Raw genomic sequence first — 25296 nt, 5'->3', positions numbered from 1 at the left:
CCGCCCTCGAGTACCTGCCGCGCAAGTGGCCCCCAAGCCGCCCGCTGACCGTGGCCGCGAAATTCGCGTCACATGCGCCCCCGTGGTCCCCCCCCGCCCGCCCCCCGTGCTGGCCGGGGCCGCGGCCCTTTTCGTCCCCGCGCCGCCGGCGGTCTTTTCCCGCGGCTGACGGAAAAGCCGTTCTTCCCGTGATCCTGCCGCCGCAACTGCCTCTCCGGAAAGCCTTGTTCTCCTATATTTCTGAGCATGCGACGACGGAATGTGAACACCCTGCTGACCGGCACGGCCTCGGATTCCCACACCTGGAACCTCGTCTATCTCCAGCTGCTCCTGGAGGAGTGCGGGCACCGGGTGCGCAACCTCGGTCCGTGCGTCGGCGGCGAACTGCTGGCCGGGGCCTGCGCGGCCGAGCGGCCCGACCTGGTGGTCATCAGCAGCGTGAACGGCCACGGGTACCGCGACGGGCTGAACGCCCTGCGGGCCCTGCGCGCCGCCGGACCGCACCCGCCCGTCGTCCTCGGCGGCAAGCTCGGCGTCGCCGGCCGCGCCGACCCCGAGCAGCGCGCCAGGCTGCTGCGGGCCGGCTGCGCGGCCGTCTTCGACGACGGCGACACCGCCGCCCTGCGCACGTGGCTGGACGAGACCTTCGCCGGGCGGGCCGCCGCGTGAACACCATCGCGACGCTCCCCGCCCCGCACCCGGCCCGCACCGCGGGCGCGGCCGGCCGGGAGGCCGAGGCCCACACCGGCGGGCTGCTCGACGCGGCACAGGAGCGCACCGCGTCCTTCGGGGAGTACGTCGCCGCCGCGGCCGCCGCCGGCCGTCTCGTCGTCCAGCCGCGCATGGGCTTCAGCGACCCGCGACGGATGCGCGAGGGCCTGCGGCGCACCCGCTCCGCCGTCGCCACCACCGTCGGCACCCTCACCATCGACAGCTACACACGCACCGGCGACCTCGCCGCCGCCCGGGCCGCGCTCGCCGAGGGCACCCCGCTCAACGGCTACCCCATCGCCACCCACCCCCCGGAGCTCACCCGCGACCTGCTGGACTCGCTTCGCGCCCCCGGCTTCCCGGTCCAGGTCCGGCACGGCTCCTCCCGGCCCGAACCCATCATCCGCGCGCTCACCGCGGCCGGCCTGGACGCCACCGAGGGCGGCCCCGTCTCCTACTGCCTGCCCTACGGCCGCACTCCGCTCGCCGAGTCGGTGGACAACTGGGCCCGCTCCTGCGAACTGCTGGCCACCCTGGTCCCCGACCGCCGCACCGCCCACGTGGAGAGCTTCGGCGGCTGCATGCTCGGACAGCTGTGCCCGCCCGGACTGCTCGTCGCGCTCAGCCTCCTGGAAGGACTCTTCTTCGTCCGCCACGGCATCCGCAGCATCTCCCTGAGCTACGCGCAGCAGACCGACCAGGCGCAGGACGTGGAGGCGGTCCGCGCGCTGCGCCGCCTCGCCGAGGAGTTCCTGCCCGCCGACGTGGACCGGCACGTCGTCCTCTACGCCTACATGGGCGTCTTCCCCCGCACCGAGCGCGGGGCGACCCGGCTCCTGGAGGACGCCGCCCACCTCGCCGTCCGGTCCGGTGCCGCGCGGCTCATCGTCAAGACGGCCGCCGAGGCGCACCGCATCCCGACCGTCGGGGAGAACGTACGGGCACTGGAGACCGCGGCGGCCGCGGCCGCCCTGGCCGAACGGGACGGCACCGGCGCCCCGGCGGACGGCGCCGTCTACCGGGAGGCGCGCAGCTTCGTGGAGGCCGTCCTGGAGCTCTCCGACGACCCGGGACGCGCGCTGCGCACCGCGTTCGCACGCGGGGTGCTCGACGTTCCCTACTGCCTGCACCCGGACAACGCGGGCCGCAGCCGCAGCTTCCTCGCCCCCGACGGGACGCTCCGCTGGTCCGCCGTGGGGCGGATGCCCGCCGTGCCCTACGCCGCGCCCGGCGCGAGCGGCCCCATGACCTCCACCGGCCTGCTGCGAGCCCTGCACACCCTGGCCGACCGCTACGACCGCCCCGGCCCGCCGGCGGCACGCGCGACGCCCCGACCCCCCGCCCCGCCGGCCCGCCCCGCCACGCCCGCACCCCGTACCCCACCCCCGTCACGACCTGGAGACGACATGGACGCCACCACCCCGCCCGCGCTGGGCGAGCACCTGGCCTCGCCGCGACTTCGCTCGGCGATGCTCGTCCAGCAGGAAGCCCTGTACGCCGCCCGCGGGTTCCTGCGCGGCGAGGGCTTCGTCGAGCTGCTGCCGCCGTTGGTGGGACCGGTCACCGACCCCGGCGGCCGGGGCGCCAAGGCACTCGACGTCGACTACTACGGACAGCCCTACAAGCTGATGACCAGCGCCATCCTCTACAAGCAGGCCTCCCTGAAGGGCTTCCCGCGCCTGTTCTACGTCGCACCCAACGTGCGCGTGGAGCCCCCGGAGACCGCCGGCACCGGCCGCCACCTCGTGGAGTTCCACCAGATCGACGTCGAACTCGCCGACGGCACCCGCAAGGACGCCCAGGACATCGCCGCCGGACTGCTCACCCACGTCGTCGACCACGTGTGGACGGCCGTCCCCGACGTGCTGCGCGAACTGGGCCGCGACGAACTCGACTTCGCGGAACTGCGGTCGGGCAAGTTCGACACCCGCACCCACGACGAGGCCGTCGCCCGGCTCGTCGCCGCCGGCCATCCGCAGAGCCCCGACGCAGAGATCGACTGGACCGGCGAGCGGCTGCTGTCCCTGGAGGCCGACCGCCCGTTCTTCGTCGACGACTACCCCAAGGGCTCACGCGGCTTCTACGACCGCGAGGACCCCGAACGCCCCGGCGTGCTGCGCAACTTCGACCTGCTCGCCCACGGCGGCTACGGGGAACTGGCCAGCGGCAGCGAACGCGAGTCCGACTACGCGACGATCGTGACGCGGATGCGCGAGAGCGGCGAGAACCCCGCCAAGTACGCCTGGTACCTCCAGCTGGCCCGCGAGGGCATCCGCCCCAGCGCCGGCTTCGGCATGGGACTGCAGCGACTGGTCCGCTTCCTGACCGGGCTCGACTCCCTGTGGCAGGTCAGCGCCTACCCGAAGCTGCCGGGGGTGATCGCGCCGTGAACGCCCTGCACGCGACCGGGTTCCCGGAGGGCCGCGTACGCGCGAGGGCCCGGACCGGCACCGCCGACGTCTTCCCCGCGGCCGAGGAGTACGGCGGCGCCCTCTTCGGGGCCACGGCCGCCGAGCCTCCCGACGACCTCGACCGACTGCGCGTCGCCCCACCGGTGTTCATGCCCCGGCGGCTGGAGAAGCTGATCGACCTCGGCCGGGAACCCTCCCACGAGGACGTCGACCTGTCCGGCCGTACCGGCGGGTTCGCCACCCGGCTGCCGCTGTACCTCTCCGCGTTCGGCTCCACCCGGGCCGGCAGCGGCGACCTCGCCCTGGCCGCGACCCGGCAGGCCGCACGCCTCGGCATCCCCCTGGTGATCGGCGAGAACATGGTGCCGGTGCACGGCTACCGGCGCGGCGGCGACGCCGGGCGGGTGCGTTCGGCCCTGCTGGAGCGCATCGCCGTCTACGCGGAGACCGCGGCCGACGGCGTCGGCGGGGTGGTGGTGCAACAGTCCACCGAGGACGCCGACTCGGAGGTGTGGAACCTCCTCTACAGCGACCCCGGCACCCGGGCCCTGCGCGACTCCGGCCGGCTCGGCTTCGAGCTGAAGGCAGGCCAGGGCGCCAAGCCGGGCCTCGGCGGCATGACCGTGGTCGACGCCGCCGAAGGGGAGCGGCTGGCCGGGCAGTTCACGGTCCAGGACGTGCTGGGCGATCCCGCCCGGCGGCTGCGCTGCGCCACGCCCGGCACCTTCACCGAGGAGATCGTCCGCCAGCAACTGCGGTTCATGCGGAACAACTTCCCCCTCGCCCGCACCTGGGTGAAGTTCCACCCCGGCCGCGACGTGGCCCGGGCCGCCGCCACCGCCTGGGCGGCCGGTGCCGACGCCGTCACCGTGGACGGTGCGGAGGGCGGTACCGGCTGGGCGCCCCGGGTCTTCCTCGACGCGGTCGGCCTGCCGCTCGGCGAGTGCCTGCGGCGCATCGGCACGCCCGCCGGGGACCTGCTGGCCACCGGAAGGATCTGGGAGGGCGGCCGGGCCGTGCGTGCCCTCGCGCTGGGCGCCCGTGCGGTCGGCCTCGGCCGGGCGGCACTGCTCGCCGTGGACGAGGACCCGGACGAGGGCCTGGTCCGCCTCGTCGACGCCCTGGCACTGGAACTGCGCCTGCTGGTCAGCGCGCTGGGCAAGTACCGGGTCGGCGACCTGGCGCCGGAGGACCTGTGGGACCCGGCCGCGGGTCCGGACCCGGCCCCGGACCGGGTGCCTGCCGTGACGGCCGGGGACCAGCCGTGAGCCGGTCCGCCCGCGGGGCGTCGGCGGAACCGCCCGGGGTGCGGCGGCGACCCGGCGACCGCCCCGCCTCGGGCCCGGCACCGGCACGACCCCGCACGGATCCGGCCCGCGGCCGGTCCGGCCCGGCCGTGGCGGACCGTCCTCGCTCCGCTCGCGGGCTGGTCCGGGCCCGGTTCCGGCTCACCGGCACCGACGGGATCCCCGGTGTCAGCGTCCGGCCCGGCCCCGGCGCCGGGACCGCCGGCACGGCCGCCACCCGTGCCCTGCGCGAAGCCGGGCTCGCCCACCTCGGAGGGCACCTGGAACTGCGCACGTACGGCCGCGCACCCCGGGACACCGAAGCGGCCCACGCCGCCCACCGGGCCGTACACCACGCCCTGGCCGCCCGCCGCCCCTGACCCCGGCCCACCCCTCTCCCTCGCACAGAACAGGTACCTCCATGGACACCACCGCACAGCACTCGGTCCCCTGGGGCCGGGTCGGCTCCCTCGTCGGCGGTCAAGCCGCCGTCCAGCTCGGCAGTTTCGCCCTGCTCATCGCCATGAACTGGACGGCCGTCCAGCTCGGGGGCACCGGTGCCGTCACCCTGCTGATGCTCGCCGCGACCGTGCCGCGCGCCCTCATGCTCATCTTCGGCGGGGCCGTCGCCGACACCCTCGGCCCGCGCTTCGTGCTGCTGCGCACCACCACGGCCCGCGTGGTGCTGCTGGCGGCCGGCGCCGTGATCACCGCGACCACCGAGTCCCTCTGGCCGCTGGTGGTGATCGCCCTGATCGAGGGCGTCCTGCTGGGCCTGGCCGGACCCGCCTCCGGCGTCCTGCTGCCCATGCTGGCGCGCGGCGACCAGCTGGCCCGCGCCAACTCCCTGTACGCCATGGTGCTGCGGGTGGCCCCCATCCTCGGCGCCCCCACCGGCGCGTTCCTCATCTCGGTGGGGGAACTGTGGCTGGCGCTGGCCGCCGGTGCGGTCACGGGCGCGATCTGGCTGGGCTGCCTGCTGCACGTCACCCACGGCTTCCGCCGGCCCGAGCCGGAACCCGGCGCCTCACTGATCAAGCGCTCCGGTGACGGCTTCCGGCTGCTGGCCGGCCACCCCCGCCTGCGCTGGATGTTCCTCGCCTCCCTGTCCCTGGACATGGCGTTCAGCTGGCCCGCGGAGGTCGCCCTGCCGCTGCTGGTGTCCGAGCGGGGCTGGGGCGTCAGTGCCGTCGGCGTGGTGCTCGCCGCGTTCAGCGTCGGCGCCCTCGGGTCCAGCGCACTGGGCGCCGTGCTGGCCCACCGCATCCCGATGTACGTCCGCCTGGTCGTCACCGGCGCGGGTCTGGCCGCGGGCATCCTGGTCATGGCGCTGATGCCGTCGGTGGTGTCGCTCACGGCCGTCGCCGCCGCCGTCGGCCTGCTGTCCGGCCTGAACGGGCCCGCCATCGTGACGCTCTACCAGGAGGCGGCTCCCGAGGAGCGGATGGGTGCGGCGATGTCCACGCTCGCGCTCGCCGGCATCGGCACCGCCCCGATCTCCATCGCCGTCTTCAGCAGCCTGTCGCTCGTGCTGGGCGTGCAGGCCACCTGGCTGCTGTGCGGCACGATCGCCTTCGTCTCCCCGCTGGCCGCCGTCCTCGCCCTGCGCCACCCGGCCCAGCCCCGGGAAGCCGCGCAGAAGCCCGCCGAGACGCCCGTCCCGGCCGCCGCCTGAAGGAGGGCCATGACCGTCCTGACCGTTCCCCGCCTGCTGCTGCCCCGGCGGCTGACCGGCTCCGCCCCCGACCCCGGCGGTGGACCGGACGGCACACCCCACCCGTCCCCGGGCCCGGAGGTGTGGCTGGTGGACACCAGCGAGTACCGCACCCACGCCGAGCGCCGGGCACCGACCGTCCTCGACGACCAGGAACTCGCGCGAGCCGCCGAGTTCGTCCGGACCGCCGACCGCGACTCCTACGTCTGCGCGCACGTGGCGCTGCGCCGCCTCCTCGGCCTCTACCTCGACATCGCGCCGGGTGAGGTCGTCATCGAGCGGGCGCCGTGCCGGCACTGCGACGAACCCCACGGCAGACCCGTCCTGCCCGGCGACACCCTGCACTTCTCGCTCTCGCACTGCACCGGCCTGAGCCTCCTGGCGTTCGCCACCGCCCCCGTCGGGGTGGACGTGGAGGAACTGGTGGCGCCGGCGACGATCCTGGAGACCGCCGACGTGCTGCATCCACGGGAGGCGGCGGAACTCTCCCGCCTCCCCGCCACCGAGCGGCCGGCGGCCTTCACCCGGGTGTGGACCCGCAAGGAGGCCTACCTGAAAGGGCTGGGCGTGGGCCTGTCCGCCGATCCCTCGGCCGACTACGTCGGCTCGGGCCCCCGGCCGGCCTCCGTGCCCGGCTGGTCCCTGGCGGACGTCACGGTCCCGGTGGGCCACTGCGCGGCGGTGGCCCTGCGCACACCCTGACCGTCGCGCACAGCCGCACCTCGGTGCCGGGTCACCGCGACCCGGCACCGCCGTCCCGTCGTTCCGCCTGCTCCCCGCCCCTGGTCGGCGACCTGTGGGCGGCACCGTTCCCGATTCGCACTGCCGTGCGCGCCGTCCGTATGATCGCGGCGCGAGACGGTGCCACCGGGGCCGCGTGCTCGCCCGGACCTGGGAGACCCCATGCGCCGCCCTCTCGTGCTCGTCGCCGCTGCCGTGCTGCTGTGCGCCGGATGTGCGACGGCCGATGCCGAGGACCGCGAGGCACCGGCGTCGACACCGGCCTCCCGCGCCGCGTCGGACCCCCGCTCCGCCGTACGGGAGGCCGTCGCGCGTCTCCGCGGGACCAGCGCCGCGGTCCGCCAGGAGGTCAGGCTGGAGGGCGAGGGCGAGGTGTACGACCTCACCGTCACGGGCGGCTTCGACTTCTCGGCCGGCAAGGGCCAGTTGGCGGTCGACCTCCCCGGCGGCGCCATCGACCACAGCGACCAGGTCTTCGCCGACGGGCAGATCTACGTCAGCGGCGCCGCCGGCATGGAGAAGGGCACCTGGGGAGTCCTGCCCCGCGACAAGGCGGAGGCCCACTACCTGCTGCGCGCCCCGCTCAACGACCCGGAGCACGTCCTGCGGCAGATCGCCGCCCTGCGCGACATCTCCCGCGAGGGCGAGGAGAAGATCCGGGGCGTGCGCACCGTGCACTACCGCGGGATCCTCGACCACCGGACCGTCACCCTGCGCATGGCCCCCGAGGTGCGCACGAAGATGGACCAGGTGCGGGACGCCCTGGGCAGTGACATCCCCGTCTTCGCCGACGTGTGGGTCGACGGCCGCGGACGGCCGGCGAGGACCCGGATGAGCGTGAACCTGTCCGGCGCACAGGTCCAGCACACCATGACCCTGTCGGACATCGGCGAGCCGATCCGCGTGAAGGTCCCGCCGGCCGCGGACACGGTCCCGGTCTCCGAGGTCGGCGGCGTCCTCAACGGCTGAACCGGCAAACCCTCCCCCCGTCCCGCGGGGCCGCGATCCGGCTCGCGGAAAAGCCGTTGCACCCCTGACCACCGCCGCACACACTGACCGTCATGCCACAGCGCTCCGCCACCTCGCGCGTCACCGTACGGCCGGCCACGGTCGAGGACGCCGCCGGGATATGCGAACTGATCAACACGATCGACGTCATCGAGACCGGCGAACCGGGAACCGAAGTGGCCGAGGTCGTCCGCGACATGACGCTGTCGGGCACCCGGCCCGAGACGGACACCTGGCTCGCCTTCGACGAGGACGGGGCGTTGGCCGGCTACGCGCTGGTCTGCGACAGCCACGGGACCGGACACATCGACGCCGATCACTACTCGCTGCCCGGACACCACGAGGCGGGGGCCGCCCTGCTCGACCTGATGGCCGCCCGCGCTGCGGCCATCGCCCGCGCCAACGGCCGGCCCGAAGCGGTGTGCCACCTCTACCTCAGGGACCCCTCGACGCTCGACGCCACCCTGTTGCGGGAACGGGGCTGGGAGCCGGTGCGCCGGTACCACGTGCTCACCAAGCCCGTCGCCGCGGACACCGACACCCCGCCGACCCCGCCGCCGGGAGTGTCCGTACGCCCCTGCGCGTCCGAAGCGGACCTGCGGCTCGCTCACGACCTCGTCGAGAAGGCCTTCGTCGACCACTTCAGCCATCACCCCGCGGGTTTCGAGCAGTGGCGCGAAGGACTGGCCACGCCGACCACCGAGGCCGATCCGTCGCTGGTGTGGCTGGCGGACGTGGCGGGAAGCGGCACGGTCGGCGCCCTCGCCGCCCACGACAACCGCCTGACGATGGGGTGGGTCCGGCACCTCGGAGTCCTCCAGGACGCGCGCGGCCGCGGCGTCGGTGCACACCTCCTGCGCACCGCGTTCGCCGCGTTCGCCGTCCGCGGCAGGGCCACGGTGGGCCTCGGGGTGGACACGGAGAACGCGACCGGCGCCCTCGCGCTCTACGAGCACCTGGGCATGAAGCCCGACCAGGCCATCGACACGTGGCAACTGCGTACGAGCACCGCGCCGTGACTGCCGCTCACCCCGCGAAAGGTCCGCTCAGCGCCGCCCAGTGCAGGATGAGGATGGTCTTGCCGTCGACGATGCGTCCGTCCCGGGTCATGGCGAGGGCCTCGGCGAAGGGGAGCTCCAGCACCTCGATGTCCTCGCCGTCCTCCTCCAGCCCGCCGCCGCTCCCGGTCCGGTCCTCGGGCCGGTACGGAGCGGTGAAGAAGTGCAGGCGTTCGGTGACGGAGCCCGGGCTCATGTAGGCGTCCAGGGCGTGGGTGACGGGGCCGAGGGTGACGCCGAGTTCCTCGGCGCTCTCGCGTCGGATGGCCGTGCGCGGGTCGTCCCCGTCGAGCAGGCCCGCCGCGGCCTCGACGAGCATGCCGTCGGGGTGGTCGTTCACATAGGCCGGGTACCGGAACTGCCGGGTGAGCAGTACGCATCCGCGGTCCGGGTCGTAGGGCAGGACGACGGCGCCGTTGCCCCGGTCGTAGGTCTCGCGCTGCTGCGTCTCCCACCGTCCGTCGCGCCGGCGGTAGTCGAAGGTGGTGCGGCGCAGCACGTGCCAGCCCTGGGACGTGAGCTCGACGTCGCGGACCACGACGCCGGGGTTGCGATCGAGGCCCCGTCCGGCCCGGTCGAGGTGGGTGCGTCCGCGGTGGTCGGGTGTGTCGATGCCCGGGCGGCTCGTCACGCGGCCTCCTGCGGGGTGCGGCGGGGTATCTCGGCCACGTCGTGGTAGACGGGCAGGCCGCGCCGCCGGGCCGTGGCGACGTCCTGGTCGGCACCGGTGGACGCGCCGGGCAGGCGCAGCACCGCGTCGCAGTGGGCCAGGAGGCGGTCGGCGGTCGGGTAGAGGACCTGGTCGGCGAGGGGGGCGGTGGGATCGGCGCCGGCGGACCGGAGGACGGGCAGGGCGATCCATTCGCCGATCACCGGAAGGTGGCCGGCCGCGAAGACGGGCCAGGCCGCGTCTTCGAGGCGCGCCAGGTTGGCGGCCATGGCCTGTGGGTCGCCGTCGGTACCGGAGCGGTAGGGGCCTGCGATCAGGATGAGCATCGGCTTGTCGGTCATGGCCGCTAGACTACACGCAGAAACAGGCAACATCAGGAAGGAACGTGCATGCTGGCCGCTGAACGACGCGAGCACCTCCTCGGTCTCCTCGCCCGCACCGGGAAGATCGTCGCCAAGGACGTCGCCGCCGAGCTGGGGATCTCCGAGGACAGCGTGCGGCGCGACCTGAGGGAACTCGCAGCCGAGGGACTGTGCCAGCGGGTGTACGGGGGCGCCCTGCCCGCGTCCCCGGCGGTGGTGGATTACGACGCGCGGCAGGCGGTGGCGCCGGAGGGCAAGCGAAGGGTCGCCGCGGTGGCCGCCGGCCTGGTGCGGCCGCACGGCTCGCTGATCCTCGACGGAGGCACCACGGCCCTCGCGGTCGCCGAAGCGCTGCCGAAGGACCTCGTCTGCACCGTGATCACGCACAGTCCGACGATCGCCGCGGCCCTCCTCGACCACCCCGGTGCGGAGCTCTTCCTGCTGGGCGGGCGGGTCTTCAAGCATTCGGCGGTCACCTGCGGTGCCGCCGCGGTCGAGGCCGCGCAGAACGTCTCCGCCGACCTCTGCCTGCTCGGTGTCACGGGCGTACACCCCGAGGCGGGCCTGACCACCGGGGACGCCGAGGAAGCGGCGATGAAACGCGCCCTGTCCGCCCGGGCCGCCGACACCTACATCCTGGCGTCCTCCGAGAAGATCGGCACAGCCTCGCAGTACCGCGTCCTGCCCTGGGAGAAGGTCACCGGTCTGATCACCGACGCGGCCCCCGGGGACACGGTCGTCGAGCAACTGACGGCCCTCGGGGTGCGGATCGTGGCGGCGGGCTGACATGCGGAAGGACCAGGATGGCCGGCAACCGTCGAAGCCGGTCCTGACATGTGTCAGGACCGGCGCGACCGGCCACCCGTCTAACCTTGCGGTGACGTCGCGAATTTCAGCGGCCGGGGCGGCGGGCGTCCCGGGCTCCCGCCCTGCCGTACTTTTCGGGCAGCGAATCCGCCGCGCCTCCGGCAATCCGGCGCAGCCGTCCCGCGCTCTCCTGCGGGAGACGAAATGCGGGAACCGCCGGAGGTACGCGGATTCACGTCAGCATTCGCCCCGCCACACGGCCTTGGTGAACACCACACCGGCCGTGAAGTTCCATTTGTAGTCACCGGGCCCGGGGTTGTAATGCAGGCAATCCTCGTACGTCCCGCCGTTGTACGTCCAGGTGAGCTGGATGTGGTCCTCGCCCGGGTACTCGACGCCGTTGTTGAACACCGAGCGGCCGCTCACACTGCCCGTCCAGTCACCCTCGGTCTTCACCAGGAGCTGACCGGTCTGCCCCTCGCCTGCGTAGATGCAGAAGAAGCCCTTGCCGCAGCCCGAGGGGTCGGGCTCCGCGGACGCGGTGGGTGACACGGCGAGCACGCCGGAGAACGCGGCGGAAACCACCAGGGCCGTGAATAAGCGCTTGCGCACGATACGCCTCCTCTTTCGGTGTCGATGCGGCATCACCGTAGCAACGGCAAGCGGAGGAGGGAGACATTCCGCTGGATTTCCGGAGTCGATCGGAGAAGGCCCCTGCAAAGGACGTGCCGCCCGGAACTCGGCCGTCCGCCAACGGTTTCCGGCCTTTCCGAATCCGGTGGTCCACGTATTTTCCGCTCGATTCATCGCCGCGGTCCTGCAGAGCAACACGGAAAACCGTCCGGAGATTGACTCGTTATCGGCCCAACCGAATGCGGTGGGTATTGCCCCTGGTGCGGATGCGGCCAGGGTGGTGTCCCTCGGCCCCGTTCGACGGTCCACAGGCCGCCGAACTCGTCTGCACAAGGGGGAGAACCATGCACATCGAGTCGTCCCGGGCGTTACCCGACGCCTCCGCACCACGGCGTGGACGGGTCCGCGCCCGGCACACCCTGTCCCTGACCACCCTGACCTGTCTGGCCGTCGCCCTCGCCCTGACGGCCGGCGCCGCGCCCGCCCTCGCGGCTCCGCACGAGGGACCCACGGCCACCACGGAGTCCCACTGGGGCAGATCGACGCCCGCGAAGACGCCGCCCGTCCGTGTCGGCGTCACCGAACCCCCGCGCTCCGTGGCGTCGGCCGCTCCGGGCGCGGGCGAACGGGCCTGGCAGCAGCGCGAGGAGAGACGACTGCGCGGACAGGAGCCCGCGCCCTCGCGCTCGGGCGCCGCCGCACCCGAGCGCTATGTGCCCGAAGGCCAGGGGGCCGTTCCCTGGCATCGGATCAGCGACTTCCGTATCACCGACGCCCTGGTCGGCCGGATCGACTACTCGACCGGCAACCTGATGCTGGCGGCCACCGACTTCGACGTCGCGGGCGTCGGCCAGAGCCTGCGGCTCACCCGCACCTACAACTCCCTGGACGCCCCCTACGGCGAGGTGGGCGCGCAGTGGTGGCTCGGGTACGAGCGGCGGCTGGACCTGTCGTTCAGCGACCAGGTGTTCCACTACGACGACACCGGAGCCACCGTCGAGTACCGCAGGAACGCCGACGGGACCTTCACCACTCCGGCCGGGTACTCCAAGGACCTGCGCAAGAACGCGGACGGCACCTACACCCTGACCGACCGCTCCTCCGGTCTGGCGGACACCTACGACACCGCCGGGCAGCTCACCAAGGTGAGCGACCGCAACAACGGCTCCGTCACCGTCACGGCCCACGAGGACTCCTCCGGCGCTCCCGCCGGCTTCAAGCTGACCGAGACGCGCTCCGGCCGGTGGATCGACCTGACCCGCACCGGCGAGCGCACCTGGCAGGCGAAGGACAGCAGCGGCCGCACGGCCTCCTACGAACTGGACACCTCGGGCCGCCTGACCCGGACGGTCGACACCGCCGGCAAGGCGACGGCGTTCGCCTACGACGGCGACGGCCGACTGGTGAAGCTGACCACCTCGGAGTCCCGGTCCTCCGTGTTCACCTACGACTCCCAGGACCGGGTCACCTCACTGCGCCGCTACTCCGAGAAGGGCGGCGGCCCCGGCCCGACGTACACGTACTCCTACACGGGCGCCGGTCACCGCGACGCCGGCGTCACCACCGTGACCGATCCGCTGGGGCACACCAGCGAGTACCACCACAACGCCGACGGCGAGGTCACCAGGACCGTCGACGGGCTGAAGCACGAACGGTCGAAGACCTACAAGGACCACCTGGTGCAGACGGCCACCGACGCGATGGGCACCGGCAACGGCGGCCCCGGCGGCAACGTCACCACCTACGGCTGGGACACCCGCAACAACCCCACCTCGGCCAAGCTGCCCACCGGCGCCACGGCGACCGGCAGTTGGCAGACGATCGCCGGCGCCGACGTCCCCTCCAGCGTCAACGGCCCCGACGGCGAGAAGACCGAGTTCACCTACGACACGGCCGGCAACACAAAAACCATCGCGACCACCGGCACCGGCGGGGGCACCCGCACGTTCACCCACAACGAGGCCACGCCCACGTGCGGTGGCTTCCAGGGGCAGACCTGCTCGGCCACGGACGGCAACAACAAGAAGACGTCCTTCCGGTACGACGGCAAGGGCGACCTCGTCTCGGCGACACCGCCCGCCCCGCAGAACCCGGCGGTGTTCACCTACGACGCGCTCGGGCGCACCGCGACCGCCACCGACGGGCGGGGCGTGAAGAGCACCTACACCTACGACGACCGCGATCGCGTCACCAAGGTCACCACCGGGCAGTCCACGGTGAGCTACACCTATGACGACGACGGCAACCTGACCTCCCGGACCGACGGAACCGGCATCCAGACCTATCGCTTCGACGCGCTCGGCCGGGAGACGGTCCGCACGCTCCAGGACGGATCGCAGACGGTGCTGGCCTACACCGCCGACGGCAACGTCGACACCTACACCGACCCCGGCGGCGTCACCGACTACGCCTGGGACGCCGCCAACCGGCTCACGTCGCTGACCGGGCCCACGGACAAGAAGACGACCTACGAGTACGACAACAACGACGCCCGCACGAGGACGACCTACCCGGGCGGCACCGTCCAGGCCGTGGAACTGGACACCTCCGGCCGCCCGAAGAACATCAAGCACATCGCGCCGTCCGGCCGTATCACCGGCGACCTGACGTACACCTACTCCTACACCGCCGGCAGCGACAGCCTGGACGGCGTCAAGATACGCTCCCGCACGGACAACCTCTCCCGGACCAGGACGAGTTACGGGTACGACTCGGTGGGGCGCGCCACCCTTGCCGAGGAGATCGAGGCGTCGGGCCGCAAGACCTCCTGGCAGTACTGCCACGACCCGGCCGGCAACCTCGTCTCCCAGGGCACCGTCCCGGGCTGCCCCGGCACCACGGCCTACACCTACGACGACGCCTCCCAGCTCATCGCCCGCAACGGCATCACCACCAACTGGTCCTACGACAAGGCGGGCAACGAGACCGCGGCCGCCCCGACCACCGAGACCACCCGCACCGCCGAGCAGTACACGGACTTCGGCCAGCTGAAGTCCCTCACCGTGCGCGACACCACCTACGGCGCCCAGTACGCGAGCACCGACAGCAGTGAGCGCGTCCGCCTGGGCACGACCGTCTTCCACAACGGGCCCCTCGGGCTGTCCGGGCAGACCACCGCGGGCAAGGACACCGAGTTCATCCGGGAACCCGGCGGAACCCTCAACTCCCTCACCACCGGCGGGAAGAACTACTACTACCTCACCGACGCCCTCGGCTCCGTCACCGCCCTCGTGGACGAGAGCGGCAAGCAGGTGAACACCTACCGCTACACCCCGACCGGGATCGGCCGGGCGGGCACCACGGAGACCGTTCCCCAGCCCTACCGGTTCACGGGCGGCTACCAGGACCCGACGGGCCTCTACCACTTCGGGGCCCGCTACTACGACCCGCAGATCGGCCGCTTCACCCAGCCCGACCCCTCGGGGCAGGAGAAGAACCCCTACCTCTACGCCGAGGGCGACCCGCTCAACCGCATCGACCCGAGCGGCACGTACTGGGTCGTCGACACCGTCGGCAAGCTCCTCGACGTCAAGTCGGCCGCCGAGGCGGGCATGGCCTTCCAGGAGGGCAACGGCAGGAAGCTGTGGGGCATCGCGGCCGGTGCCGCGGTCGGCGCGGCGGCCGAGGCGTCGTGCACCGCGCTCGCCGGGGCGGCGGGTCTGGCGACCGCCGGGGTCGGAGGATTCCTGGTCGCGGCAGGATGCCTCGTACTCGGCGAGAAACTGGGCAACCACGCGGAGGACAGCATCTCAGGCTGACGGACACCACGCGGACCGAACCCGAGGAGGACTCGATGACGACAGCCGAGACTTCAGGACGCTATGACTACCTGCCGGCGACGGGCTGGGTCATCGCCTTCGTGGTCGTCTGCTTCGTCCTGGCGTTCATCGTGAAGAAGCGGGGACGCAAGTAGAGCGAAGCCGTGCGTCGTGCCGGTGGTGCGCCTCATGCACCACCGGCACCGGCGCGCGCCGGCACCGGCGACGCGGGGGATGCGTCCGTTCGCCGCATCCGACGGGCGACCGGCCGCCGGAATCGTTTCACGGCACACGCGCCGAGGAACCCCGCATGCATGGGTGACTACAACGACACGATCACGGTCACGGTCGCACCGGACCGGCTCTTCGCCTACCTGGCCGACGTCGAGAACCTGCCCGCCTACCTGCCGCGCCTGACCTCCGCGCGGCCGCACGGCGGCGACCAGGTCACCGTCACGGCCCACATCGACCCGCCGGACGCCCCCGAGAAGGACGTCACCAGCGAGGCGTGGATCCACGTCATCGAGGACGGGAAGACGCTGGAGTGGGGCGCCCCCGGCGAGCACGACTACCACGGCCGGCTTCAGATCGATCCGGGTGACGACGCCGCGACGTCGCGCCTGACCGTCCAGCTGCACACGGACAGCACCGAGGGCGCCCAGGTGGACCACGGCCTGGAGGAGGCCCTGCGCGGCATCAAGAACGCCGCCGAGGCCGCCGACCGCTGATCGAACGCCTCCCCGGCCGGCACGGCACACACCAAGAGCCACGACACAGCCACGACACCCTTCAGCGCGTCAGGTGGAGGGTGTCGTGCGCCACTCGTCGGCCGTGTGCGGGACGCTTCCGGCGTTCCAGTCCAGGCGCAGAATGGCGAGGTCGTCGGTGTGCCGGTCGGCGTTGAGCGTGCGCGTCCTGCCGATGAGCTGGTCGAGGTGGCTGCCCGGATCCGACGTGCGCAGCTCGTCCATGATGCGCAGCAGCCCGTCGACCCCGAGACGGGCCCCGGCGACGTCGGAGAAGCCCTCGATGAGCCCGTCGGTGTAGGCGATGAGGGCGCCCTGCGCGGGCAGCGTCAGCGTCGTGGCGGGCCATTTGCCCAGGCCGGGGGCGATGCCGAGGGCCATCCCGTGGGCGGCCTCGATCTCCGTCGTACCGTCGGGCGTGATCAGCAGGGGCGCGTGGTGACCGGCCAGGTGCAGGGTGAGCCGGGCCGCGTCGGCGTCCAGGGTGATCAGGGTGCACGTGGTGAACAGGTTGGTGTTGGCGCGTTCGGCGATGTGTATCTGCTCCAGCAGGTGGAGCAGCCCTTGGTCCCGGTGGCCGCCGAGGGTCAGTGAGCGCCAGGCGATGCGCAGGCAGACGCCGAGGGCCGCCGCATCGGGGCCGTGGCCGCTGACGTCACCGATGACGGCGTGCACCTGTCCGTCGTCGGTCTGGACGACGTCCAGGAAGTCACCGCCCAGCAGCGCTTGGGCCCGCCCGGGGTAGTAGCGGCTCGCGGCGGTGACGGCGGTCGACGTCAGGAGGGGTTCGGGCAGCAGGCCGCGCTCCAGGCGCGCGTTCTCCTCCGCCCTGAGCCGGCCGATCTGGAGGGCCGCGTTGGCGCGTTCCGCCTGCTTTCGCTGGACGGCGTAGCGGACGGCACGCTGCATCAGATCGGGCTCGACCTTGCCCTTGACCAGGTAGTCCTGCGCGCCCGCGGCCAGGGCGTCGACTCCGGCGCGCGGTTCGTCCAGGCCGGTCAGGACGATGATGGCGGCCTCGGCCTCCTCCTGGATCGCCTGGACCGTCTGCACCCCGGAGGCGTCCGGGAGGTGGAGGTCGAGCAGCACGCAGTCCACGGGACGGGTCGCGAGCGCCGCACGCGCCTCGGCGGCGGTGCGGCAGCGGGCGAGGGAGTGCGGCAGGTCGGTGTCGTGAAGGAGTTCCTCCACGAGGAGGGCGTCGCCGTCGTCGTCCTCGACCAGGAGGATGCGGAACGGTACGGCATGCCGTGCCGAGGGGGTGTTCACGGCTGCGCCTCTCTCTCCCGATCGGTGTCGGGGCCGGTGCCGGCCTCGCTCACGGGGAGGGTGAAGACCACGCGGGTGCCGGACGTGTACTCCGGGTCGATGGTGATGGTGCCCCCGTGGAACTCCACGACCTTCTTGCACATCGCCAGGCCGATGCCCGTGCCCGGGTAGGCGTCCTTGGTGTGCAGGCGCTGGAACAGGACGAAGACCTTCTCCCGGAACTCCGGGGCGATGCCGATGCCGTTGTCGCTGACGGCGAACCGCCAGTCGGCACCGTCCTTCGTGGCGGCGACGTGGATCCGCGGCGGCTGTCCCGGGCTGCGGAACTTGATCGCGTTGGAGAGCAGGTTCTGCCAGAGCATGCCCATCTGGCTCGCGTCGCCGACGACGGTGGGCAGGGGGTCGTGCGTGATCTCGGCACCGGTCTCCTCGATGGACACACCGAGGTCGTTCAGGGTCCCGTCCAGCACCGCCTCGAGGTCGACCTTCTGGTGGTCGTTGAGGATCCGGCCCACCCGGGAGAAGGCCAGGAGGTCGTTGATGAGGCTCTGCATGCGGTTGGCGCCGTCGACGGCGAAGGCGATGTACTGATCGGCCTTCGCGTCCAGCTGGCCGCCGTAGCGCCGCTGCAGCAGCTGGGTGAAGCTGGACACCTTGCGCAGGGGCTCCTGCAGGTCGTGGGAGGCGACGTAGGCGAACTGCTCCAGTTCCGTGTTGGACCGCTTCAGGTCCTCGGCCTGTTCGTCGAGCAGGCGGCGGGAGTCCTCACTGAACTGCAGTTCCTCCACCAGGCGCCGCCGCATCGACTCCACGTCCGAGGCGAGCTGACGCAGGTCGGAGGGGCCGGTCACGCTCAGGGTGCGGTCGAAGCGGCCGCGGGCGACGTCGCGGGCCGAGGCGCTGAGCACGGCGAGCGGGCCGGTGACACCCCGGCGCAGGCCCTCGAAGATGAGTGCCGCCACCAGCAGGATCACCAGGGCGATGACCGCGAACATCCAGTTCCGCAAGGTCTCCGCCTGCCGCAACTGCCGGTTCGTCGCGGTCCTCTCGCCCTGGAGGCGGGCCTGCTGGCCGGTCATCGTCCGACGCAGCGAGTCGAACGTGGTCCGCCCCTCCTCGGCCCGCGAGGTGGCGAGCCGTACCGCGTTCTCGGGGGACGCCGACGAGACGGGACGGGCTATGCGCTCCTGCCAGCGGCGGGCGAGCTTCTCGACCTCGGCCAGGTCCGCGCGGGCGCCCTCGTCGGTCTCGACCAGCGGCCGCAGCCGGCGCAGGGCCGCGTCCTGGTCGGCCTCGCCCTGCTGGTAGGGCGACAGGAAGTCCGAGCGGCCGGACAGGCCGTATCCCCGGATACCGGTCTCCTGGTTCACCAGGGCCGCCTCCAGCCGCATCGCCTCGATGAGGGCGGGGGAGCGCCGGTCGACGAGCTCGTCGGTCAGCTGTGAGGTGCGCCACATCGCCCAGCCGCCCAGCGACCCGAGCACGGCCAGCACGACCAGCGTCGAGGCGACCCCCGCACGCAGCCATCGCCGAGTGGTCCAGCCCGAAAACACTGTGTCGGTCACGGACTGTTCGCTGTTCATGGCGGTTTGTTGCTCCCCCTCGGCGGGCCGGGATCACGGCCTGGGACACGGCACGCCCACTGTACCGGCCCCGACAACACACGTTGTCTCGGGAGAGATCAACGCCTTAAGGTGGCCCCATGCCTGCTCCACCACCCTTGCCCGATCCGCCCGGCGGTGAGACGGCTGCGCTGGTGAGCGCGGTGGTGGAGGACATCACCCGGCGCCTCGCCCAGTACGGCCTCCACCCACCGGCGGACTCCGGCGAGGCTGCCGACGACGCCCGGCGACGCGCGCTCGTGCGTCTGAGGGTGATCAGCGGCGTCAAGGACGCCGTGCGCCTGCTCGAGGACCAAGCGGCCCGGGCCGCCGCCGCGAGCGGAGCCGGCTATCCGGAGATCGGCCAGGCCGTGAGCATGAGCCGCCAGGGAGCCCGGCGACGCTGGCCCGGGCTCATCACCGGCACCACCCACCTTTCCACCACCCCTCCCACTTCTCGGAGCCTGTGACCCATGGCCGCTGCCGCCGCTACCCGCCCCCACGACGTGCTGCTGGTCGAGGACGACGTCGCCGACGCGATGCTCATCCAGGACGCCCTGTCCGAGCGCGGCACCCGCAACATCACCCAGGTCTCCGACGGCATCGCGGCCCTGGACTACCTGCGCGACCCCGGCAACGAGCGCCCCGACCTCATCGTGCTCGACCTCAACATGCCGCGCATGAACGGCCGCGAGTTCCTCGCCGTGGTCAAGGAGGACGCCGAACTGCGCACCATCCCGGTGGTCGTGCTCACCACCTCGGCCGCTCCCGACGACGTCACCGGCGCGTACCACCAGCACGCCAACGCCTACGTGACCAAGCCGGTCAACCTCGAGGAGTTCGAGGCGGCGGTCCGCAGCATCGACGCCTTCTACCTCGACATCGCCGTGAAGCCGCCGAAGCAGTGAGGACGACCGGACTGCGCCGGCAGCGGTCGCTGCCGCCGGCAGGGTGCGCGCGGGGCGCGAGGGGGGAGCACGAGGCAACGTAATGGGTCCAGATGTTGGGTGACGGCATAGCTGCGCGCATCGGCGAGCAGCACCCTCAGATCTCGGTCGATCTCGACGGTGACGGCACGTGCATCGCGCACGCGCGTCACCGCGCCGTCGACTTCCTCCTCCAGGCCGGGACCGTCCACGGCGTGCCCGTCTCGCAGCGCGCGACGGACGTGACGCAACTGGTGGTCAGCGAACTGGTCACCAACGCCGGGAAGTACGCACCGGGTCCGGCGCGGCTGGACCTGCGGATCCACGGCGGCGTGATCGAGGTGTCGGTGTGGGACTCCGACCCGGTGCTCCCGGTGGCGAGGGCGGCGGACGCGGGCCGGATCGGCCAGCACGGCCTGGAGATCGTCATGGCCGTCTCGCAGGGCTTCGAAGCGGAGCGCGTGGAGTCGGGCAAACGCATCACCGCCCGCATCGCACTCGCCGACGACGCGGGCGGCCCCTGACGGCTCACCGAGGATCCGCCCGTCCTGGGCGGACCGCGCGGGCATGAACCGCGCCGCGCGGGACACCCCCATAGGCAAGTGCTGCGCCTGGTCCTGGGAATCGGGGGAGTGTCATGCAGGCCGTACCGCCTCGCGAGGTCATGATCATCACTGCCGCGGCGGCCGCCGGGGCCGCGCTCGGCGCACGCTGGTGGAGCTCCCGCGCACGCCGGCCGTACGCCGACCCGGACGTGCCGGCCCCGGAACGCGTCGAGGAACTGCACCGGGTCTTCCGCGACGACGCGTCGACGCCCCCGGCCGACTCCCCGGCACAGACGCTGCACCGGTACTGGAACCGCCTGCTTCCCCTGCAGTTCGCGGCTCCCCCCGAGCCCACCGCACCACACCCCGTGCCGTCCGGGCGTTCGACCGAGACGGCCGGGCCGTGACCGGGGTGTGAGCCGCCGTCACGCCCCACCGGCCGTTCCTCGGGCTCCCGCGACCACCGCGGGGTCGCGCGCCGTGCCGGCGACCGCCGGTCCGGCCGCCGCCGGGGCACAGGGCAACGCGTGCAGGGCACCCGTCGACGAGACGGCGTACACGGCCCGGCTTCCCGGCCCGCACACCGCTGCCACGATCTGGCCTCCCAGAGCGACGCTCTGCAACGAGGTGCCGTCCGCCGCGTCCAGTACGTGCAGCCGGCCGCTCCAGCCGCCCGCGTAGACCGCCGCACCGTCGGTGCACAGAGTGAAGAACTCCTCTCGCCGGCCGTGGTGCGCCGTCCACAGCACCGCTCCGCCGGCCGCGTCGTGACAGTGCACGGTTCCCGCCGTGTCCGCGGTGACGAGGGAGCCGCCGACCCGGATCGGCGAGGCGACCACGGGTGCGCCCAGGTGCGCCTCCCAGACAGGGGAGCCGTCGGCGGCCGCCAGGCACCTCAGGGTGCCCCTGCCGTCGGCGACCACCACATGCTCGTCGAGGGGCAACGGAGGCGCGAGCACCGGTGCCGTGAGCCGAGCGGGTGCCTTCCAGGCAGGCGAGCCGTCCTCGTCGTCCACGGCGAACAGGTCGAGTCCGCGGGCGGCCGACAGGTACACCTGGTGCGTACCGGCGGCCACCGGCACCACCGGGGCGTCCCCCAGGGGTCTGCTGCGCCACCACATCCGGCAGGTGACCGCGTCGAAGTGACGCAGCAGGCCGTCCGCGTCGCCGAGGAACACGCTCTGCCCGCGCAGCAGCAGCCGGGCGCGGCTGAGGGTGCCGGGGGGAGCCGCCCAGCACCTGGTGTGTTCGCGGGTGCTCCATGCCTCCAGCCGGTCGGCGGAGTCGCACACCATCAGCACCTCCCCGTCGGCGCACAGATGCACCGGCGCGGTGAAGCCGGTGTGACGTGCCCTTTCCTCTCCGGTGCTCCCGTCCAGCCAGCGCACGGTGCCGCCGCGATCGGCCGTGACCACCGTGCCGTCCTCGGTCGCCGCGACGCTGTGGGGCCAGTCGCCGGCCTCCGTGCTCCAGCTGCGCCGCCCGGGCCGGAACGGAACGGTCAGGTCGGCGGTGTCACCGGCCGTCGCCAGGACGTCCCGCAACTGTGTGCGGTAGGCGGCCAGGGCACGGGTGACGTCGGAGGGCAGCCGCAGTGCGCCGGGCTGGCCGAAGCCGGCCGCGACCTCGTCGAGCCGGGGCCGGTCGGAGGGCTCCTCCGCCAGGCAGGCGCGCACGAGCCGGCCGACGGCGTCGTCCGGCAGGCCGGACAGGTCGGGAGCCGCGCCGCCGATCCGGCGCGTGAGCATGGCCCGGGCGTCGTTCGCCGCGGTGTACGGGGGGTGACCGGTGAGGGCGTACAGGACGGTGCCGCCGATGCCGAAGACGTCGGTGGCCTGTCCGGTCGAGGCCAGTCCCCGGACCTGTTCCGGCGCGCAGAAGTGCGGGTGACCGATGATCATGTCCAGGGTGAGGGTGACCCGCTGGCCGCGGATGCGGGTCAGCCCGAAGTCGATGATCCACGGCCCGTCCTGCGTGAGCAGGATGTTGCCCGGGTGGAGATCCCGGTGCAGAAGTCCCTTGGTGTGGGCGGCACTCAGGGTGTCGGCGAGTTCCGCGGCCACGGCATGGACGGCGTCCGGAGGCAGGGGGCCGCCGTGCGTCTCCACGATGCGGTACAGCGACAGGCCCGGGATGAACCGGGTGGCCAGAGTCGGCCGCCGGCCCGTCGTGAAGTCGAAGGCCAGCAGCTCGGGGATGCGCGCACCGCGGCAACGCTCCAGGGCCTTGCTCTCCTGGTGGAAGCGCTGCATGTGCTGCGCGTCGTCGGTGAATTCGCTCTTGAGCACCTTCACGGCCGCCAGCGTGGCCGGGCCGTGCCCCTCCTCCCGGCGCCGGCCGAGGTAGACCGTGCCGAAGCCGCCGGTCCCCAGGCGGCCCACCAGGCGGAAGCCCGCGGCCTCGGACGGGTCGCCGGCCGGATCCAGTGGCATCACCATGTTGCGTCCCTTCTCGTGGGCGTCACCGCAGGACGGATGCCTCGGTCGTCGTCTCGTGCGAGAGGCCGATGCCGCACAGCACCGTCGACTTGCCGAGCTCGCAGGTTCCGGTGTCCCGCAGAGGTGCCCCGCCGGGACGCGACGCCTCACGCTCGCAGTCCAGCAGGAGGACCGGACGGCCGCCGTCCTGCCGGCCACGGACGGTGACGCGGGCGCGCACCTGCCCGGCGTCCGTGTCCTGGACGACTTCCCGGCCGCGCAGCGGGATGGTCTGGCGGTCGCCGGTGCGCAGATCGGTGACGACGAGGAAGCCGGAGAGCTCCGGGTGGAGTTGCTTGTGGCGGCGCCACCAGGCCGCGCCCCCGAGCAGCAGCACGAGCAGGACCAAGGGATAGAGCCAGCCGGGCGTCCGGCCGGGCACGGTGCCCCGCACGTCGAGTTCGGTGACGACGGGCCTGCCCGTGGCGAAGCTGCCCTCCGCCAGGGAGCCACGGATCGTGGACGTCCAGGGGGAGGAGACCCGGGTGTGCAGGAAGGCGTGCGTGGTGAAGTCGCGCGAGACGGGCAGCAGGCTGAACCGGGGTTCCTGACGCCACGACAGGGTCACCCGCACCGTCTTCCTGGCACCCGGCTGGAGGGTGACGGGACCGCCGGGCGTGGTCACCTCGGCGTCCCCGGTGCCCGTCAGCCGTACCTCCAGCGGTACGTGCCGGGCCTTGGAGCGGAGGGTGACCGTGAGCGTCCTGGTGCGTTCCCCGGTGGTGTCGCCGGCCCCCACGGTGATCGCGCCGGCCCGGCCGCGGCGTACGTCCTCTCCGGCGACGGCGACGGTGACCGTGCCGCCCCGGTCGGCCCGCAGCAGACTGACCGCCTTCTGCGCGCGTACCTGGTCCTTGGCGGTGCTGAGCTGCGTGCCGAGGGCGGCCGGGTCGGCCGGCAGGATGCGCGGGGTGCCGAAGGCGCTCCCCAGGACCTCGGAGACGCCGGTGCCGTCGGTGAGGGGCAGGCCGTACCCCATGATCCTGCGGTCCGTGCCCAGCGCGTCGAAGCGGTCCCGCACCTTGTCCCATGCGGGGCTGCCCAGCCGGGAGTAGGGGCTGCCGGGCGCCTGGACGGCCCCGTCGGTGAGCATCAGCACCGCGCCCACCGGCGCCTCGCTGCGGTCGAGTTGGTCGGCGGCGGCCTCCAGCGCGGCCCCGTGGTCGCTCGCGGACTCCTCCGCGCTCCGGGGCAGTTCCCGGTCGATCAGGTCGTCGGTGCGGTCGGCCCGGGACATGGGGTGGACGACGCTGGTGGCCCGGCCGAAGGTGACGACGGCCACCTGGTCGGCGGGGGTGAGGCTGTCGAGGAAGTCCGCGAGGCGGCGCTTGACCGTGGTGTAGAGGGGCGTGCCGTCGGGCCCCTTGTCCTGCATGGAGCTGGAGACGTCCACCAGGACGACGTAGGCCGCGGGCACGTCGTCGACCTTGAGCGAGCGGTAGATGTCGTCGCGGGGGACGGGAGCAGGCGCGGCCGTTCCGGGGGGAGCGCCGGCCAGGGCCAGCAGAGTCGTGAGGACGAGCAGCAGAGCGGCACGGGCCGTCGGCCGGGTGGTCGCCATGGCAGGGGTCTCCCTTGGTGGGTGGGTCCGTCAGCCGCGGATGCGGCCGGCGGATCTGTCGAGCGCGTGGAGCCGGCCGATCTCCTCGTCGTAGCGCCGTTGCTCCTCCTGGAGGCGCTGGATCTCCCGGAGTGCTTCGGCCTTGCTGGTGGTCAGTTCGCGGATGGCGTGGTCGCAGTAGTGCCGCAGGACCGGGCTGTTGCGTCCGTTGAGGGCGAGGGCGCGCTCCAGGTCCTCGCACTCCTCCAGGGCGCGGCCGTCACCGGCGTACCGCGCCCACTGCCGGCGGTACGCCTCGAGGAAGGACCGGACCCGTTCGCCGGGCCGGCCGCGCAGGGCCCAGGCCTCCAGGGCGGCGCGGATCCCCTCGTTCGCGGCGCCGGTGCGGCGGGCCGAGCACGCGTGGGCGGCGAACGTCTCGCAGTCCTGCGGTGTGCCGGACAGGTGCAGGGCGACCCGGTGCACCTCGCGCAGGGCGAGGGCCGAACGCAGCCGTGGCAGTCGCTCCGCGATCCGCTCGAGCCAGGCCCGGTCGGCCTCCGTCTCCTTCCAGTACGGCACTTCGGTGGCCAGGCGCTCCACCGTGTCGGCCACGAGGTCCGCGTAGGAGCCGGGACCGTCGAGGACGCGCATGCTCAGGTGACGGGCGGCCGGCCCCGGTCCCCGGCCGGTGTCCGGGTCGACGGCGAACACCCCGGTCAGCAGGTGCTGGACGACCATGGCGGCGTACGGGCGGACGGAGCGCGGATCCAGTTCCGCCTGGAAGGCGGACAGATAGGTGTCGACCCTGCCCACCGGGTCGTGCGAGCCCGGCGCGGACGCCGGGGCGACCGCGCCGGTGAAGCCGGCGGGTGGCAGCCCGATCAGCCCGCACAGCACGTCCCAGCGGGCCGCGGGGGGGGGGGGGCGGGGGGCCCCCCCCCCCGCCCCCCCCCCCGGGGCGGGGGGGGGGGGGGGGCCCGCCCCCCCCCGCCCCCCGTTTGGCGGGACCCGGTGGGGCCGGGCGGGGGAG

23 protein-coding genes are annotated in these 25296 nt (G+C 73.1%); 15 read left to right on the top strand and 8 right to left on the bottom strand.

The genetic code is table 11. From position 1 onward, the window contains the following. The first annotated feature begins 246 nt into the window (after positions 1-246). From ACH4C6_RS09485 to ACH4C6_RS09450, 8 genes are all read left to right on the top strand, one after another. Positions 247-669, top strand: a complete 423-nt coding sequence (locus tag ACH4C6_RS09485) for a cobalamin B12-binding domain-containing protein (protein ID WP_398107970.1) — start codon at positions 247-249, stop codon at positions 667-669. Then, positions 666-3101, top strand: coding sequence for an amino acid--tRNA ligase-related protein (locus tag ACH4C6_RS09480; protein ID WP_398107969.1), 2436 nt, complete (start codon positions 666-668; stop codon positions 3099-3101). Before ACH4C6_RS09485 ends, ACH4C6_RS09480 begins: the two co-directional genes overlap by 4 nt. Further along, positions 3098-4390, top strand: coding sequence for a glutamate synthase-related protein (locus ACH4C6_RS09475; protein WP_398107968.1), 1293 nt, complete (start codon positions 3098-3100; stop codon positions 4388-4390). The genes ACH4C6_RS09480 and ACH4C6_RS09475 overlap by 4 nt, the downstream gene beginning before the upstream one ends. Positions 4391-4518: 128 nt before the next feature. Then, positions 4519-4788: a hypothetical protein gene (locus ACH4C6_RS09470; RefSeq protein ID WP_398107967.1), complete on the top strand. Its 270-nt coding sequence runs from the start codon at positions 4519-4521 to the stop codon at positions 4786-4788. A gap of 41 nt (positions 4789-4829) precedes the next feature. Then, entirely contained in the window at positions 4830-6083 is a 1254-nt protein-coding gene (locus ACH4C6_RS09465) for an MFS transporter (protein WP_398107966.1), read from the top strand. A 9-nt stretch (positions 6084-6092) separates the two neighbouring features. After that, the gene (locus ACH4C6_RS09460) at positions 6093-6824 is read left to right on the top strand and encodes a 4'-phosphopantetheinyl transferase family protein (protein ID WP_398107965.1); all 732 of its coding nucleotides are present in this window, start codon (positions 6093-6095) and stop codon (positions 6822-6824) included. 201 nt (positions 6825-7025) lie between these two features. Beyond that, positions 7026-7832, top strand: coding sequence for an LppX_LprAFG lipoprotein (locus ACH4C6_RS09455; RefSeq protein WP_398107964.1), 807 nt, complete (start codon positions 7026-7028; stop codon positions 7830-7832). Between the two features lie 92 nt (positions 7833-7924). After that, positions 7925-8890 carry a GNAT family N-acetyltransferase gene (locus ACH4C6_RS09450; RefSeq protein WP_398107963.1) on the top strand — a complete coding sequence of 322 codons (966 nt, stop codon included), beginning with the start codon at positions 7925-7927 and terminating at the stop codon, positions 8888-8890. A gap of 7 nt (positions 8891-8897) precedes the next feature. Here the strand turns inward: ACH4C6_RS09450 and ACH4C6_RS09445 are convergent, their stop codons facing one another. Then, a complete protein-coding gene (locus ACH4C6_RS09445; RefSeq protein WP_398107962.1) occupies positions 8898-9560 on the bottom strand; it encodes an NUDIX domain-containing protein in 663 nt (220 codons plus the stop codon). Next, on the bottom strand, positions 9557-9940 hold the full coding sequence (locus tag ACH4C6_RS09440) for a DUF4406 domain-containing protein (RefSeq protein ID WP_398107961.1): 384 nt from the start codon (positions 9938-9940) through the stop codon (positions 9557-9559). Before ACH4C6_RS09440 ends, ACH4C6_RS09445 begins: the two co-directional genes overlap by 4 nt. A 48-nt stretch (positions 9941-9988) precedes the next feature. On the opposite strand from ACH4C6_RS09440, the gene ACH4C6_RS09435 reads away from it, so the two are divergent. Then, a complete protein-coding gene (locus tag ACH4C6_RS09435; protein ID WP_398107960.1) occupies positions 9989-10747 on the top strand; it encodes a DeoR/GlpR family DNA-binding transcription regulator in 759 nt (252 codons plus the stop codon). 258 nt (positions 10748-11005) lie between these two features. Here ACH4C6_RS09435 and ACH4C6_RS09430 read toward each other — a convergent pair whose 3' ends face one another. Next, positions 11006-11380, bottom strand: a complete 375-nt coding sequence (locus tag ACH4C6_RS09430) for a hypothetical protein (RefSeq protein ID WP_398107959.1) — start codon at positions 11378-11380, stop codon at positions 11006-11008. Between the two features lie 365 nt (positions 11381-11745). On the opposite strand from ACH4C6_RS09430, the gene ACH4C6_RS09425 reads away from it, so the two are divergent. Continuing rightward, complete coding sequence (locus ACH4C6_RS09425; RefSeq protein ID WP_398107958.1) at positions 11746-15159, top strand: RHS repeat-associated core domain-containing protein; 3414 nt, start codon at positions 11746-11748, stop codon at positions 15157-15159. 314 nt (positions 15160-15473) lie between these two features. Then, positions 15474-15887, top strand: a complete 414-nt coding sequence (locus ACH4C6_RS09420) for an SRPBCC family protein (protein WP_398107957.1) — start codon at positions 15474-15476, stop codon at positions 15885-15887. Between the two features lie 69 nt (positions 15888-15956). Here ACH4C6_RS09420 and ACH4C6_RS09415 read toward each other — a convergent pair whose 3' ends face one another. Both ACH4C6_RS09415 and ACH4C6_RS09410 read right to left on the bottom strand, forming a co-directional pair. Further along, complete coding sequence (locus ACH4C6_RS09415) at positions 15957-17174, bottom strand: PP2C family protein-serine/threonine phosphatase (RefSeq protein ID WP_398107956.1); 1218 nt, start codon at positions 17172-17174, stop codon at positions 15957-15959. Continuing rightward, a complete protein-coding gene (locus ACH4C6_RS09410) occupies positions 17171-18757 on the bottom strand; it encodes an ATP-binding protein (RefSeq protein ID WP_398107955.1) in 1587 nt (528 codons plus the stop codon). The genes ACH4C6_RS09415 and ACH4C6_RS09410 overlap by 4 nt, the downstream gene beginning before the upstream one ends. Before the next feature lie 119 nt (positions 18758-18876). Between ACH4C6_RS09410 and ACH4C6_RS09405 the strand changes: the two genes are divergently transcribed. From ACH4C6_RS09405 to ACH4C6_RS09390, 4 genes are all read left to right on the top strand, one after another. Next, positions 18877-19245 carry a hypothetical protein gene (locus tag ACH4C6_RS09405; RefSeq protein WP_398107954.1) on the top strand — a complete coding sequence of 123 codons (369 nt, stop codon included), beginning with the start codon at positions 18877-18879 and terminating at the stop codon, positions 19243-19245. A gap of 3 nt (positions 19246-19248) precedes the next feature. Beyond that, on the top strand, positions 19249-19683 hold the full coding sequence (locus ACH4C6_RS09400; RefSeq protein ID WP_398107953.1) for a response regulator: 435 nt from the start codon (positions 19249-19251) through the stop codon (positions 19681-19683). 92 nt (positions 19684-19775) lie between these two features. Next, entirely contained in the window at positions 19776-20225 is a 450-nt protein-coding gene (locus ACH4C6_RS09395; protein WP_398107952.1) for an ATP-binding protein, read from the top strand. 113 nt (positions 20226-20338) lie between these two features. After that, on the top strand, positions 20339-20653 hold the full coding sequence (locus ACH4C6_RS09390) for a hypothetical protein (RefSeq protein WP_398107951.1): 315 nt from the start codon (positions 20339-20341) through the stop codon (positions 20651-20653). A gap of 18 nt (positions 20654-20671) precedes the next feature. On the opposite strand, the gene ACH4C6_RS09385 is transcribed toward ACH4C6_RS09390, so the two are convergent. From ACH4C6_RS09385 to ACH4C6_RS09375, 3 genes are read right to left on the bottom strand one after another with little or no spacing between them, the layout of a single operon-like run. Continuing rightward, positions 20672-22684, bottom strand: coding sequence for a protein kinase (locus ACH4C6_RS09385; RefSeq protein WP_398107950.1), 2013 nt, complete (start codon positions 22682-22684; stop codon positions 20672-20674). A 22-nt stretch (positions 22685-22706) separates the two neighbouring features. Then, positions 22707-24284, bottom strand: coding sequence for a VWA domain-containing protein (locus tag ACH4C6_RS09380; RefSeq protein ID WP_398107949.1), 1578 nt, complete (start codon positions 24282-24284; stop codon positions 22707-22709). Positions 24285-24314: 30 nt separating this feature from the next. Beyond that, complete coding sequence (locus ACH4C6_RS09375; RefSeq protein ID WP_398107948.1) at positions 24315-25163, bottom strand: hypothetical protein; 849 nt, start codon at positions 25161-25163, stop codon at positions 24315-24317. Between the last annotated feature and the right edge of the window lie 133 nt (positions 25164-25296).

Source organism: Streptomyces sp. NPDC017943 (genome assembly GCF_044328425.1).
GTDB classification, from domain to species: Bacteria; Actinomycetota; Actinomycetes; order Streptomycetales; family Streptomycetaceae; genus Streptomyces; species Streptomyces djakartensis_A.
This window is presented reverse-complemented; position numbering and strand designations above follow the sequence as displayed.